This window comes from Halomonas sp. KX33721 (assembly GCF_001596805.1).
GTDB classification, from domain to species: domain Bacteria; phylum Pseudomonadota; class Gammaproteobacteria; order Pseudomonadales; family Halomonadaceae; genus Vreelandella; species Vreelandella aquamarina.
Map to the genome: position 1 here is coordinate 1 of NZ_LVIA01000006.1, position 14,436 is coordinate 14,436.

At 58.5% G+C, this 14,436-nt stretch carries 14 protein-coding genes and 1 pseudogene; 8 read left to right on the top strand and 7 right to left on the bottom strand.

The genetic code is table 11. From position 1 onward, the window contains the following. Positions 1-137, top strand: a 137-nt coding sequence (locus A3220_RS16710) for a zinc ribbon domain-containing protein (RefSeq protein ID WP_164834373.1), incomplete at its 5' end; no start/stop codon positions are given. 152 nt (positions 138-289) lie between these two features. On the opposite strand, the pseudogene A3220_RS18230 reads toward A3220_RS16710, so the two are convergent. Next, positions 290-637, bottom strand: a pseudogene (locus A3220_RS18230) (LysR family transcriptional regulator); the annotation flags it as partial. Positions 638-1,021: 384 nt separating this feature from the next. Here A3220_RS18230 and A3220_RS02080 point away from each other — a divergent pair. Further along, a complete protein-coding gene (locus A3220_RS02080; protein ID WP_354702714.1) occupies positions 1,022-2,743 on the top strand; it encodes an EAL domain-containing protein in 1,722 nt (573 codons plus the stop codon). On the opposite strand, the gene A3220_RS17735 is transcribed toward A3220_RS02080, so the two are convergent. From A3220_RS17735 to A3220_RS02105, 6 genes are read right to left on the bottom strand one after another with little or no spacing between them, the layout of a single operon-like run. Continuing rightward, positions 2,723-2,992, bottom strand: coding sequence for a GTP-binding protein (locus A3220_RS17735; protein WP_354702717.1), 270 nt, complete (start codon positions 2,990-2,992; stop codon positions 2,723-2,725). The two genes, A3220_RS02080 and A3220_RS17735, sit on opposite strands and share 21 nt — an antisense overlap. Continuing rightward, positions 2,889-3,752, bottom strand: a complete 864-nt coding sequence (locus A3220_RS02085; RefSeq protein ID WP_252860402.1) for a GTP-binding protein — start codon at positions 3,750-3,752, stop codon at positions 2,889-2,891. The genes A3220_RS17735 and A3220_RS02085 overlap by 104 nt, the downstream gene beginning before the upstream one ends. Positions 3,753-3,755: 3 nt before the next feature. Continuing rightward, the gene (gene moaA / locus A3220_RS02090; protein WP_062372802.1) at positions 3,756-4,748 is read right to left on the bottom strand and encodes a GTP 3',8-cyclase MoaA; all 993 of its coding nucleotides are present in this window, start codon (positions 4,746-4,748) and stop codon (positions 3,756-3,758) included. Beyond that, positions 4,745-5,998: a gephyrin-like molybdotransferase Glp gene (gene glp / locus A3220_RS02095; protein WP_062372805.1), complete on the bottom strand. Its 1,254-nt coding sequence runs from the start codon at positions 5,996-5,998 to the stop codon at positions 4,745-4,747. The genes moaA and glp overlap by 4 nt, the downstream gene beginning before the upstream one ends. Next, positions 5,995-6,615: a molybdenum cofactor guanylyltransferase MobA gene (mobA, locus tag A3220_RS02100; RefSeq protein ID WP_062360934.1), complete on the bottom strand. Its 621-nt coding sequence runs from the start codon at positions 6,613-6,615 to the stop codon at positions 5,995-5,997. Before mobA ends, glp begins: the two co-directional genes overlap by 4 nt. Continuing rightward, complete coding sequence (locus A3220_RS02105) at positions 6,612-7,469, bottom strand: formate dehydrogenase accessory sulfurtransferase FdhD (protein WP_054641250.1); 858 nt, start codon at positions 7,467-7,469, stop codon at positions 6,612-6,614. Before A3220_RS02105 ends, mobA begins: the two co-directional genes overlap by 4 nt. 151 nt (positions 7,470-7,620) lie before the next feature. Here A3220_RS02105 and A3220_RS02110 point away from each other — a divergent pair, with 151 nt between their 5' ends. The 6 genes from A3220_RS02110 (at position 7,621) to A3220_RS02135 (ending at position 14,406) form a co-directional block, all read left to right on the top strand. Next, complete coding sequence (locus A3220_RS02110; RefSeq protein ID WP_062372809.1) at positions 7,621-8,061, top strand: DUF3305 domain-containing protein; 441 nt, start codon at positions 7,621-7,623, stop codon at positions 8,059-8,061. After that, complete coding sequence (locus A3220_RS02115) at positions 8,058-8,672, top strand: DUF3306 domain-containing protein (RefSeq protein ID WP_062372812.1); 615 nt, start codon at positions 8,058-8,060, stop codon at positions 8,670-8,672. The genes A3220_RS02110 and A3220_RS02115 overlap by 4 nt, the downstream gene beginning before the upstream one ends. 200 nt (positions 8,673-8,872) lie before the next feature. Beyond that, positions 8,873-10,585, top strand: a complete 1,713-nt coding sequence (locus A3220_RS02120; RefSeq protein ID WP_062372816.1) for a 4Fe-4S dicluster domain-containing protein — start codon at positions 8,873-8,875, stop codon at positions 10,583-10,585. A 4-nt stretch (positions 10,586-10,589) separates the two neighbouring features. Beyond that, positions 10,590-11,243, top strand: a complete 654-nt coding sequence (locus A3220_RS02125; RefSeq protein WP_062372819.1) for a molecular chaperone TorD family protein — start codon at positions 10,590-10,592, stop codon at positions 11,241-11,243. A gap of 79 nt (positions 11,244-11,322) precedes the next feature. After that, positions 11,323-11,526: a twin-arginine translocation signal domain-containing protein gene (locus A3220_RS02130; protein ID WP_052509959.1), complete on the top strand. Its 204-nt coding sequence runs from the start codon at positions 11,323-11,325 to the stop codon at positions 11,524-11,526. Between the two features lie 24 nt (positions 11,527-11,550). Then, positions 11,551-14,406: a molybdopterin-dependent oxidoreductase gene (locus A3220_RS02135; RefSeq protein ID WP_062372821.1), complete on the top strand. Its 2,856-nt coding sequence runs from the start codon at positions 11,551-11,553 to the stop codon at positions 14,404-14,406. The last annotated feature ends 30 nt before the right edge of the window (positions 14,407-14,436 follow it).

Here is a 14,436-nt window from a genome sequence, read left to right on the forward strand (position 1 = left end):
TGCTGGAATCACTACCGCTGAATGTTCGCACCTGGGACTGCCCAGATTGCGGTACTCAGGGCATCGACCGCGACGTGAATGCGGCCCGCAACATTCTGCAAGCAGGCACCGCGCTATTAGCCGGTGCAGATGGTTGAAAGATCATACCGAGGGGCACTCGGGAATGTACGCCTGTGGAGTTTGTGTAAGACCAGCAGTGCCAAGGCATTGAAGGCAACGAACATCGAAGCAGGAACCAGGAAGGTAACGACCTGGGAATCCCCTTCCTTTCCGCTGCAAGGCGGCAGCGCAAGCTGAGGGAGGGGAGGATGTCAACGGTAATACCGATATTCAATTCGCCTTTGATAGTGTGATGCAGCGCGTTAACGTCACTTTTAAAGGTCTCCAGCGCCGTAAGCAGCGTTAGCCCTGCCTGATAAATCTCTTTCCCCTCTTCTGTTAGGCTGAATCCGCCGCGTCCTCGCTGACATAGGGAAAACCCCAGACGCCCCTCCAGGTCGTTCATATGCTGGCTAATGGCCGAGCGACTAATCCCCAAGGTGGTTTCCGCAGCGGTAAAACCGCCGCACTCAACGACCGTCTTAAAAATGCGGATCAGGCGTATTTCGTAGTCGCTCATTTGGCCTAGTGATGCCATAACTGTCTCTTGATCAGGAAAAAAGAGGGGGGTGCTGCATTGCGTTTAACAAAAAAATTGATATACATCAAAAAAAGCGAAGCGTCACTATCCTGGCATTGCGCCCATAGAGTCGCGGTGGTGTATCTTCCACTGTTATCCATGCCATCGCAAAGGACAAGCTACTCTTGGGTAGCCAGCAAGCGCTAGGATTGCACTATCAGCAGGTGTTGGCCCCCCCCCACGTTGGCAAACACCTTTGACACCATCTTTCATCAAGTTCAGCAAACCCGTCAGGTGGCGACGTTTGAATACCCGCTGATGCTAGGCCAACAGCAACGTTACTTTCATGCCACTGTTAGCCCCTTGGCAAGCAAAACAAAATACTTTGAAGGAGTGCTTTCTGTGACCCGCGATATTACCGACGCGAAGCAAGCCGAGGTTGAACTGCAAATCGCCGCTGCGGCATTCCAGGCGCATTTAGGCATTATGGTGACCGATGCGCGGGGCAATATCCTGAAGGTTAATGATACTTTTAAGCGTATTACCGGTTACAGCGATGAGGAGATGATTGGCAGAAATCCGCGCATGTTCAGCTCTGGACACCATAATGCCACGTTCTATCGGCGACTTTGGAACAGCGTTGCAGAAACGGGTAGCTGGGAAGGGGAAATTTGGAATCAGCGTAAAAACGGCGAGCTGTTCCCTGAGTGGCTGACGATTAGTGCAGTGTATGATGCCGACGGTAACCTCACGAACTACGTTGCCACGATGAGTGATATCAGTGAGCGCAAGGCGGCCGAGCAGGAGATCCACCAGCTTGCTTTTTATGACCCCATTACGGGTTTCGCTAACCGGCGGCTGTTTATTGACCGTATTGGCACAGCGCTAAAAGAGCTGAACCGCCATCAGCGCTGCGGCGCGTTAATCCTGATCGATATTAATAACTTTAATCATGTTAACGATACCCTAGGCCACCATGCGGGCGACCAGCTGTTGCAAAGTATATCCCGGCGCTTTGGGCGAATGCTGCGAGATACCGACACCTTGGCAAGGTTGGGAAGCGACGAGTTTGCGGTGCTGATTGAAGGGATTGATGGTAGCCCACGGCAAACTCAGCAACTGGCTAAACATATCGCGTATAAGCTGCTGGTGGCGCTGGATGAGCCGATCAGCGTGGGGGAGGAGAGTGCGTTAGTCACCGCTAGCGTAGGTATTACGATCATCGCAGATAGCCAGCGCAGCGCAGACGACTATCTTCAACAGGGAGATATGGCACTTTCTCAAGCGAAAGCCAGCGGCCGACGAGCAGTGCGCTTTTTTGACCCTTCCATGCAGGCAAAACTGCTAGCTAAGGTAAAACTAGAGTCGGAGCTTCGCCAAGCGCTTGAGCATCAGCAATGGCGGCTGCATTACCAACCTCAGGTTGATCGTCGGGGTAGATTAATAGGCGTTGAAGCCCTACTGCGCTGGCAGCACCCTGAGCGTGGGTTAGTCTCGCCGGGCGAGTTTATACCGCTGCTAGAGAGCACAGGGCTGATTAATGATGTCGGGGAGTGGGTGCTGGAAGAGGCTTGCCAGCAGTTAGCCCAGTGGGCAGGTTCGCCGCTGCTGGATAGGCTCACGATTTCGGTGAACATCAGCCCATTACAATTCCGCGAGAACAACTTTCTACAGCGGGTCGAGCAGGTATTTCAGCGTACTCAAGCGCCGCTAGAGCAGCTGAAATTAGAAGTCACTGAAACGCTGTTTGTAGAGGCGCGTGACGATGCACGCGATAAAATGCTCAGTCTAAAAGCCTTGGGCGTTCGTTTCTCGCTGGACGACTTCGGCACCGGCTACTCGTCGCTGGCTTACTTGGCCCAACTGCCGTTGGACCAGCTGAAAATTGACCAATCCTTTGTGCAGCAAGTGCTAGAGAGCAAAGCAAACGCGGCGATTGTGGAAAGTACCATTGCCCTGGCGAAGAGCTTAAGCCTGGATGTGATTGCCGAGGGGGTGGAAGTGGAAGCGCAGCAGGCGTGGCTGATGGCCCATGGCTGTCACGCCTTTCAGGGCTATCTGTTCGGGCGGCCGGTGTCCGTTAATGACATTGAAGCAGCCGTGCTAGCTCAGTCCTACACGTGAGGCATGCAGCTTGATGAGTAATGCCGCGATCAGCGCGGCGTGCTCAAAGCTCTCGGGGGTAATCACCTCAAGCCGCGAGTCTTGCCGCCAAGCGCTGCTGACAACGCTTAGGGCGCCATCCGCGCGGTTGAACCGTTTCCAGCCGTCAGCGGTGTGGAACACTCCCTTTACCCGCGCCGTCGCGGGCAGCTCGCCAACACAGTGGGCGAGATGGTCTAGGTCGAAGCGCTCGGTAGGGTGCCAGCGCAGGCCTGTGCTGGTGTAACCCAGGGCAGTGGCGGTTTGCTGTTGGGGCTGGCCAGCAGGGGGCGGAAAATCGGAAAAAAGCCCCCTCTAGGCTAGGGCCGGCTGCCAGAGCCTGATGCTCGGCAGGCATCGCAGGCTGATCTTGTTGGCGCGCCTGGCCGCTGTCCAAGATGAGCGACACCGGCAGCACCCCTTCCTCAACGGTGTACACCCATTTACGGGCCGGCCAGAGCGTGCCGATAAACTGCTGCGCTTGTTGATGCTGGGCGCTGCTTGCCTGCTCGCCCATGGTGATAGCGATGGCGTCAGCCATATTTAGCTGGTCCTGAAACGTGTCGTGCTCACGCACGCGGGCTTCATCCAATCGGCGTGGGTCAAGCGTGGCGATGATATCCTGCACCGTCACCACGTCTTGAAACGCCTCGCCGCGCAGTAAATCTAATAACCCCGCCGGATGACCAAGGCCCGATGGCTCGATAATCACCCGGTCGGGCTTGCTGCGCGCTAATAAATTGACCAGCGCCGCCTGGAGCACGAACGCTAGCTGGCAGCATAGGCAGCCGCCGGGCAACCCTTTCACTACCACATCATCGCGCGCATCAAACATCGCCTGATCAATGCCGATCTGACCAAATTCGTTGACCAAAATCGCCCACTTCTCATCCACAGGCTTTTGTTCGATCAGGCTGTGGATAAGCGTGGTTTTGCCGCTACCTAAAAAGCCGGTGACGATGTGAACGGGAACGCGTGAAGCGGCTGCCAACGGTTAACCTCCGGTCATGTTCATAAAACGCACCACCTGCACGTCGCCATCGGTGGTGAAGTGGTGGCGTTCGGGCTTGAGCGGCAGCGCATTGATAATGGCGGTTTTGAGCGCCTGCATGTCGCCAGGGTGGCGGCGCAGTACGGCGCGCAGGTCCACTGAGTGCTCATTCCCTAGGCAGAGCAGCAGGCGACCTTCTACGGTGACCCGTACTCGGTTGCAGCTATCGCAGAAATTATGGCTATGGGGTGAGATAAAGCCCACCCGACTGTCGCTATCGGCCATTTTGAAGTAGCGCGACGGCCCTGGTGTGCTCTCCGTCGTGGGCGTCAGCGGGTAGCGTGTTTCGATCAATGCCTGAACGTCGTCGCTGGAGTAGAAGGTCTCTGCCCGGGAGTGGTCCGACACATCGCCCAGCGGCATCTCCTCGATAAAGCTAATATCGAGGCCCTCCTGACGGGCAAAGGTCACCAAGTCGAGCACTTCGTCTTCGTTGCGCCCCTTCAAGATCACCGCGTTTAGCTTGATACGCTTGAAGCCCGCCTCTTTGGCGGCGTGAATGCCGTCGATCACCTTGGCTAAGTCGCCGGTGCGCGTCAGCTGCTTAAAGCGCTCGGGGTCGAGAGAGTCGAGGCTGATATTGAGCCTACGCAGGCCGCCGTCATACAGCCGCTTGGCGTGCTTGCGCAGGCTGGCGCCGTTGGTGGTCATGGTGAAATCGTCCAGCCCCGGTAGGGCGCCAATCTCGTCCACCAGTTGCTCAATCCCTTTGCGCACTAGCGGTTCGCCGCCGGTTAGGCGGATCTTCTCGACGCCAAGCTCGGTGAAGGCGCGCGCCACCATGGCGAGCTCTTCCAGCGTGAGCACCTGCGCACGGGGAAGAAATGTCATCTCCTCGCTCATGCAGTACACGCAGCGGAAGTCGCAGCGGTCGGTCACCGAAATGCGCACGTAGCGCACTCGGCGGCCAAAATCGTCAATCAGTTGTTCGGTCATTGCCAGCTCGTTATCGGTTGAATGCAGACCGCCTCGCCTGGCTGTGCGTCTGCCTGGTCATCGCCAAGTTCAATTAAGCAGTTGGCCATCACCATGGAAGTCAAAATACCCGAGCCCTGGGCACCTGTGCTGCGCACATGTAGCACGCCCTGCTCATCACAAGTATAAATGCCACGCAGAAAGTCGGTGCGCTTCAGGCGGCTTTTTAGCGGTGTTTGGACAATCGCTGTGAGTCGTAAGGGCGGAGAAGGCAGCTGCCCCTGCAGCCGTTGCAAAAGCGGCACCACAAACTGGCTGAAAGTAACCATCACCGCCACCGGATTACCGGGTAGCCCCACAAACGGTGTGCGGGAGTCGCTCAGTTGGCCGCAGGCCATCGGGCGGCCAGGACGTAGCGCCACCCGCCAAAAGGCCAGCCGTCCGAGCTTTTCCAGCGCAGCGCGGGTGTAGTCCGCGTGGCCCACGGACACGCCGCCGCTGGTAATCACAAGGTCACACTGCGCCGCTGCTTCCGCAAGCGCTTGCTCAATAGCGCGCGGGTCGTCGGGCAGAATACCTAAATCCACCACTTCGGCCCCTTGCTCGCTAAGCATGCCGATCAGGGTGAAGCGATTGGTGTCGTAAATTCCGGCGCTGGGGAGTGGCTCTCCCGGCGGCGTGACTTCGTTGCCGGTGGAGAAGATCGCTACCTTTGGACGCTGATAGACGTCGATGGTGGCATGGCCTAATGAAGCAATCAGCCCCATGCTGGCAGCATCCAGCCGTGTGCCCGCCGTCAATGCAACGGCCCCTTTGGCAATATCCTCCCCGGCTTGGCGAACGTGCTGCCCAACACTGACCCGCTCTGGCGCATCGATAGTGACGCTGTCGTCGCCCTCAATGAGCTGCTCACGCATAATCACCGTATCGGTGCCGCTGGGCAGCGGCGCGCCGGTGGTGATGCGTACGCACTGGCCAGAGGGCACCTCACCCTCAAACGCTTGCCCGGCGAAGGCATCGCCCGCAACAGGCCATTGGGTTTGAAAGGGCGGCTGCTTTGGCCAGGATAAGGCAACGCCATCCATCGCCGCATTGGTATTCTGTGGCACGTTAATAGGCGCAGTGATATCAGTCGCCAGCCTGCGTCCGTAGGCGCTAGCTAGTGCCACCTGTTCTACCGCTACCGATTTCTCAACCAGCGTCATCAGCGCATCGCGGGCGGCATCGACGCTGAGCATCTGCTCGCCCAGTTCAAAACACGACAGGCTCATGGCGTCTCCTGGGAAGGCGTTGTCAGTGCCAGCTCCAAGCGGGCTTTCTCCTCTTCAGTATTGAGGTTGGCGAACGCTTCAGGGCAGTCAGACATATCCACCCGGCACCATGCGTGGCGCGCGTACCAGCGATCGATTTTACGCTCGCCTTCGGCCAGGGTGGCCGCTAAGTCGTCAGCCAGCGACGTACGTAGCAGCGCGACGACGGGGTGCAGGCGCTCGCCATCAAACGCCACGGCGATATCGTGCTCGACACCCTCGTGAGTAATACCTGCGACCATGCGCGCCACCAAATCGTGGGGCAGCGCAGGGGAGTCGCAGGGTGCGACCAGCAGCCACGGAGTTTGAGCCGCACGCAGGCCGCTGTAAATACCCATCAGCGGGCCTTTAAAGCCGCCTTCGGCATCTTCAATCACACGGTCGGCAAACAGCGCATACGCATCGCTATTACGGTTGGCGTTAATCACCAGCTCATGTACCTGGCCTTCGAAACGCTTGACGGTGTGTGCCACCAGCGGCAGTCCGGCAAATGGCTCTAGGCCCTTATCACGGCCACCCATGCGACGGCCTTCTCCGCCCGCGAGGATCATGCCAGTCAGTTCGTGCTTGGCGATCATATGCCTGCCTCCTTGGACGAGCGCGCGCTCGGCGGCTTGGGGGGAATCGCGTCCAGCGTCAAGCGGCCAGCGGCGTTAATGGCTTGGAAGCCTTTGCCCTTCGCTCGGGCAATCAGCATCACGCCGAAACGCTCGGCCAGCTCTACGCCTTTCTGTGTCACGCCTGAACGCGATACCAGTACGCTAATGCCCATTTGCGCGACTTTCAGCACCATTTCCGATGTTAGCCGGCCCGTGGTGTAGAAAATATCGGCGCTACGGCTATCGGCTTGGTTAAGCCACTGGCGACCCGCCAGTGTGTCCACGGCGTTGTGGCGGCCCACGTCTTCGACGAAATCCAGCACCTGAGCTTGGTGGCACAGCGCGCAGCCGTGTACCGCGCCCGCGCTGCGGTAGGTGTCGTTATAGGTGTTCAAATTGGTCAACAGTTGATAGAGCGTCGATTGGGCCAGCGGTGTCTCAGGCAGCGCTGTGAGAGAAGTTTGCTCCAACAGTTTACCAAACACCGTGCCCTGGCCGCAGCCCGTTGTGACGGTGCGCGTGCTAAGGCGCGCTTCCAAATCATCAGGCAGGTGGCGGGTAACGATCACCGCAGCCTCTACTTCCCAATCGACTTGAACCGCGGTTAAGTCCTCGGCGCTTCTTAATAGCCCCTGGTTGCGCAGGTAGCCTACCACTAGTGCCTCGGGGTCATCGCCTAGCGTCATCAGGGTGACAATTTCACGCTTGTTAAGATACACCGTAAGCGCACGCTCGGCGGCAATGGCCTGGGGGCGAGTGTCGCCGTAGGCATCCATGACATCAATGGTGGTCGTGGCCGGTAAGCGGGCTCGGCTTAACTGAAGGGCGGGCATCCGCAATCCTCACTGATACCAAAACGCTGTGTGGCTGACGCAAACACGGCGCACAAGATCATAATAGTTGAGTAAAATAGTCTGAGTTGACGATGATGGCGCTCAAAAGGCTTACTTGTCTACCCGTTCAAGGTCTAAGGTGGTGAAACCCATGAGTGATAATCTGCGCGCGCTGAGCGTTACCTTAGTGGCGGAGCCCAAGCAGGTGCGCAGTTTCACGCTGACCCAGTGGCGCATTGCAGAGCTAGTGCCGGGGGACCAAGGGGAGTGCGTACTCAACCTGCAGCTCTATATGACCGAGCGAGCCGCCTATCGATTTAACCTCACCGCGCCGACGCCGCGCCTGTTCGTGCGTGCCGGGTTCACCGGGCAAACCCCGAAGCCCGATGCCATCACCGCCAGCCAGGATGTAGCCGCAGGCTGGCTAGATGGCGAGCAGCAAGTGCTAGAAGCTGCGATGCCGATGGCGATTCAGGTGTGGATAGAGCACTATCTCGCGCGCCACGGTGAAGCGCCGATGGAAACCCGCAAGAAAAAACGCAAAGGGGCCGGGCGCAGTAAAGAGACCCCGACCAAGGAGCAGCCACAGTGAGCCGTTTGGAGCGCTGGTCGCGTAAAAAGCGCGGCATTGAACATGAGAGTGATGACAGTCAGCCGGTGGAGCCGATAGAGCCTCAGTTGGAAGTGGAGACGCACGCGCCTGAGTCTGACGGCATAGATGCCTCCTCCTCAGCGGTAGACGAGCAAGAGGCCGCAGCTCCGCCCCTGCCGGGCAGCCTGGACCACACGTTGCCCGACCCAGACGCCTTGCCTGCAGGCAGCGACTTCAGCGCCTTTATGGTGCCTGGCGTCAGTGCTGCGCTGCGCCGCCGTGCCCTGCGGAGGCTCTGGGCCACCGGTAACTACAATGTGCGCGATGGTTTGGATGATTACGACGCCGACTTCACTCAACAGTTAAAGCCCATGGCCAGCGAGCTAGCGGGCAAGCTGCGGCGTTGGGCCAATAAGGCGGAAGAGACCTTAGAGAAGCTGGAAGATTCGGCACAAAAAGACGCTGAATACAGCGAAAAAGTAGCGGCTGAAAGCCCGCCTGAGCAGGTGAGCGCTTGCACAAGTGATGACAGTTTTGTACAAAGTGCCTCGCCAGACGACCAGTCTGATTATCCTGATCACGCTCCAGGAGAGCGAAGAAAAGACAGTTAGCTTTTTGAATCAGTGGGTTATGGTAAGTATGGCGGGCTTGTGTTGACAGCGGTACGACCAAAGGAAGTGGCAAAAAAGCTGTTTTCGCCATACGCTGATACAAGAAGCTATGTCGTTATAACGCCGAAAGTCATCCGTGGTGAGATGACAAAATCTAATCTCTAATTATAACAAAAACGACCTCTTGACCGTGAGAATGCATGAACCAACGAATCCAACTGGCGTCGATTGACGACCAGCGCAACGTCGCCGCTCGTGAAGCGGTGCGTCGGCGTATCTCATGGCCGGTGAATTTAACGCCTGCCAACGTGACCTACCACAGCCGCGGTCATGTGCTGTTGCTCGGTAGTGCGCCGTCAGTGACTCAAGCGGCACGAGTGCTTCAGGGGCGAGGATTAGCGTCCCTCACGATGCTGACCACAGATGAGGCCGTTGATCTTCCCGTCGCCAGCGAGCCGCTGATCGCTCAAGTGCTGAGTGCGCATCAACAGTCACAGCTTAACATCGCGGGTCATTTGGGTGGTTTTCGTGCCACTCTGAGCCAAGACGATGGCGACTCTCTCAATCTTGCCCAAGCGCTGATTGAGCGGGACGTGTTTGACGTAGTGCTGGACCTTTCGGAGGGAGTACTTAACGTCGCTTCTTGGGAACTGCCCCCGCCGGGCTACCTGCGCCTCGCATGGGAGCGCCAGGAAGCTGAGCGTGCCGACGTGTTAGAGAGCGTGACGGAACTGGTCGGTGAGTTCGATAAACCGCGCTATTTCCAGGTCAATACCGATCTTTGCGCCCACTCTTCCAGTGGTAACGTCGGTTGCACTCGCTGCCTCGACGTCTGCCCGGCGGATGCGATTTCTAGCATCCAAGGCCGCATTGAGTCGCGCATTGAGATTGATCCTTTCCTTTGCCAAGGCGTAGGCAGTTGCACCAGTGCGTGCCCTACGGGTGCCATCGAGTTTCGCCTGCCGGAAACCCGCCGTCAGCAGGATACGTTAGCCACTTGGCTCACTGCTTATCGGGACGCCGGTGGCGAGGTGCCGGTGCTGCGCTTTATTACCCATGACTCGCTGGAAGCTGAGCGTGCTGCAGGCATTACCACGCCGGGTCACATCATTGATGCCCCCTTGGAAGAGCTGGGCGCGGCGGGCCACGACCAGTGGCTGACGGCGCTCGCCAGCGGCGCTTCTGAAGTGCGCATTCAGCTTCACGACGACATGCCGAATCGGCTCAGCGCATTTTTAGAGCATCAAATCACTCAGGCTCATAGTTTGCTGACTGCGCTAGGCCACGACGCCGCGCGTATTAAGCTACTGTCGGTAGATGCCGAGGGCGAGCGAGATGCGCTGCCCAGCCTAACACCGCTCACCGAGTCGCCATTGAGCTTTAATGAGCCTAATAAGCGTGCTCGCCTGAACGTTGTGCTGGTGCGGTTGGCTGAACTGGGGGCTCCCAGCGGTGAGCGTCACGCCATGCCTCAAGGGGCGGCTTACGGCGGCATTAATGTCGATAGCGCGGCCTGTACGCTGTGCCACGCCTGTGTCAGCAATTGTCCAACGCCTGCGCTTAAATCCGGCGGTAATACCCCCGCGCTTAGCTTCCTGGAAGCCGATTGTGTACAGTGCGGGCTCTGCGAACAGGCCTGCCCTGAAGACGCCATCACGCTGGAGCCAGGCTTCCTCGCGGCACCTGCGCGCGAAACGCGGCATATTTGCCACGAAGAGGCGGCTTTCGAATGTATTAGCTGCGGTAAGCCGTTTGCCACCGCCAGCACCGTTGCCACCATTAAAGCCAAGCTGGCCAACCACCCTTACTTTGCCGGTGATGCCATGACGCGCTTAGAAATGTGTGAAGACTGTCGGGTGAAAGACGTGTGGAAAACCATGGCTCGTGACCCTGAAGCGCAACTAAAGGTGTAAAGCAATGAGCGATGCAATGCCGACGCTAAGTGAAACCGATGCGCTGCGAATGGATATCTACCAGCTGTTTGCCAGTCTGCTGCGCCAAGCGCCGGACAGCGAGCTACTGGCGTGGCTAGAAAGCCTCGATATTGAGCAAGATGGTAGCCGCATTGCCGAATACTGGGCCGCGCTGTCAAAAGCGGCAGGCCAAAGCGATGTGGACAGCCTGAAGCGTGCGCATTTCCGCCACTTAGTAGGCGTCATTCAAGGCGACGTTGTGCCCTATGCATCCTGGTACCGCAACGGCGAGCTGATGGAAGCCGCGCTGGTCGCGCTGCGCCAAGATCTCCGTGCGCTAGGCTTTGAGCGCAGCGAGCATACCCGGGACCCAGAGGATCACTTGGCGGCGATGTGCGAAGTGATGGCCATGCTCATCGCCGCGCAAAGTAGTGAACAGTTCACCTTTTTCCAACAGCACCTTGCCCCCTGGGCTAGCCGCTGTTGGGATGACCTTGCAAAAGTAGACACCGCTTTCTATTCAGCGCTGGGGCAGTTGGGTAGTGCTTTTATGGAGAGCGAACAGGCACGTTTGAGCGATCAAGCGGCCTATCAACCGGTGCGCATAGTGGAGCCTGCTTCCTATGACGCCGGTGCAGCGCGCAAAGCCACACCGTGACGTGACCGTGCGCAGCGTTAAGCGAACAACAGGGCCTACGGGCCACGCATAAAAAAAGGGCATGAAAGAGGAGAACCCCATGCACCAGTCACATAACCCTGAGCGCCGCCGGTTTATGAAAACCGTTGGTTTAGGCACCGCCGCTGCGGGTGCAGCCGTTGCGGTAGGCCACGTCACGCTGGCACAGGCAGATGATAAAAGTCCGGTTGAGCGCGACAAGCAGGCGGTGAACTACCGCGAGACCGACCATATTCGTGCTTATTACGCCTCGCTGCGTGACTGACGGCGAACTGCCAGGAGATTTGCCATGCGTCTAACTCGCAAAACGAACACCCCCGCTACCACTGGGTTGGGTATTTCCCGTCGTCAGTTCCTAAAGCGCACGGGTGTGGCCACCGGTGGGGTGGCAGCGGCAGGCTTTATGGGCGCGCCGATGATGCAGCGCACCGAAGCGGCTGATAAAACGCCGGTACTCGACTCCCCGGTAGAAACGAAGCGCACCATCTGCTCCCACTGCTCGGTAGGCTGCGGTGTGTATGCCGAGGTTCAAGAGGGCATCTGGACCAAGCAAGAGCCCGCCTTCGACCACCCGATCAACCGTGGCGCTCACTGTGCCAAAGGTGCGTCGCTCCGCCAGCACGGCCACTCCACTCGCCGCCTGAAGTACCCGATGAAACTGGTCGCCGGTGAATGGCAGCGCCTGAGCTGGGACGACGCCGTCAATGAGATTGGCGACAAGCTGCTGGAACTGCGCGACGCCCACGGCCCCGACAGCGTTTACTGGCTGGGGTCGGCCAAGTTCAGTAACGAGCAGGCGTACCTGATGCGCAAGCTCGCCTCCATGTGGGGCACCAACAACACCGATCACCAGGCGCGTATTTGCCACTCCACCACTGTGGCGGGCGTTGCGAATACCTGGGGTTACGGAGCGATGACCAACTCGCTCAACGATATGCATAACAGCAAATCGATGCTCTTCATTGGCTCCAACCCCAGTGAAGCCCACCCGGTGGCCATGCAGCACATTTTGATCGCCAAGGAGCGCAACAACTGCGACATCATCGTCGCGGACCCGCGCTTTACCCGCACCGCTGCTAAAGCCAACAAGTACGTGCGCATTCGCCCCGGTTCTGACGTGGCCTACATCTGGGGCTTGCTGTGGCACATCTTCGAAAACGGCTGGGAAGACCGCGAATACATCAACCAGCGCGTGTACGGCATGGACGACGTGCGGGCCGAAGTCGCCCAGTTCCCACCCAGCGTCGTCGAAGACATTACCGGCGTGCCCGAAGCAGAGATGTTCGACGTGGCCAAGCGTCTGGCCGACAATCGTCCTGGCTGCGTGGTGTGGTGTATGGGCGGTACTCAGCACACCACCGGCAACAACAACACCCGCGCCTACTGCATCCTGGAGCTGGCACTGGGCAACATCGGCAAGTCTGGCGGCGGTGCCAACATCCTGCGTGGTCACGACAACGTACAGGGTGCCACCGATTTGGGCCTGGGGTCTGATTCACTGCCGGGCTACTACGGCTTAGCAGAAGGCGCTTGGCAGCACTGGGCCAATGTGTGGGACGTAGACTACGAGTGGCTGAAAGGCCGCTTCGACGACACCGAGTACGCCGACGGCAAGCCCATGTACTCCAACGGTATTACCGTATCGCGTTGGGTAGATGGCGTGCTGGAAGAGGACGAAAACATCTCCCAGCGCACCGCGCTGAAAGCGATGTTCTACTGGGGCCACGCGGTCAACTCGCAAACCCGCGGCGTTGAAATGCAAAAGGCGATGCAGAAACTGGAGATGATGGTCATCGTCGACCCTTATCCCACTGTCGCGTCCGTCATGCACGACCGCACCGACGGCGTCTACCTGCTGCCCGCTGCCACGCAGTTTGAAACCACCGGTAGTGTGACTGCCACCAATCGCTCGATCCAGTGGCGTGACCAAGTCATCGAACCGCTGTTCGAGTCCAAGCCCGACCATGAAATCATGTACCTGTTTGCCCGCAAGCTGGGCTTCGGTAATGAGCTGGTCAAGAACTATGAAATGAACGGCGACGAGCCGCTGATCGAAGATATTCTGCGTGAAATTAACAGAGGTATGTGGACCGTCGGTTACACCGGCCAAAGCCCAGAGCGCTTGAAAGAGCACCAGCAAAACTGGCACACCTTCAGTTTTGAGAACCTGCGTGCCCAGGGCGGCCCTGCCGATGGCGACTACTACGGTTTGCCGTGGCCTTGCTGGGGCACCCCGGAATTCCGTCACCCGGGCTCCCCGAACCTCTACGATACCAGCGTGCCCGTGATGGAGGGCGGCATGGGCTTCCGCGCCCGCTTTGGCATCGAGCGTAACGGCGTCAACCTGCTGGCCGAAGGCTCGGCCCCGGTAGGCGGCGACATCGACGACGGTTATCCGGAGTTCAACGACCAGTTGCTGAAAGACCTGGGCTGGTGGGATGACCTGACGGCCGAAGAGAAAGAGGCTGCTGAAGGTAAAAACTGGAAAACCGACTTCTCCGGCGGTATCCAGCGCGTTGCTATCGAACACGGCTGTGCGCCTTATGGTAATGCCAAGGCCCGTGCCGTGGTGTGGACGTTCCCGGATGCGGTGCCGAAGCACCGTGAGCCGCTCTACACCACCCGTCGTGACCTGGTTGAGCGCTACCCCACGTGGGACGACTTTGACTCCATCATGCGTCTGCCCACGATGTACAAAACCATCCAGGAGCGCGACAACAGCGCGGACTACCCGATCATCCTGACCTCCGGCCGTTTGGTGGAGTATGAAGGTGGCGGTGAAGAGACACGCTCCATGTCGTGGCTGGCGGAGCTGCAACAGGAAATGTTCGTCGAGATGAACCCTGCCGACGCCAACGATATCGGCGTACGTGACGGTGACGATGTCTGGGTCGAAGGCGCCGAGGGCGGCCGCGTCAAGGTGAAAGCGCTGGTCACGCCCCGCGTTGATCGTAAAGTGGCGTTTATGCCGTTCCACTTTGGCGGTGTGTTCCAGGGCGAAAGCCTGCACGACCGCTACCCGGAAGGCACCGTTCCTTATGTGATTGGTGAAGCGGCCAACACCGCCACCACCTACGGCTACGACCCGGTGACACTGATGCAAGAGACCAAGTGCACCATCTGCCGTATCGAACGCGCCAGCTAATAAGACCTGACCTGACAGCATGCCGGTGCG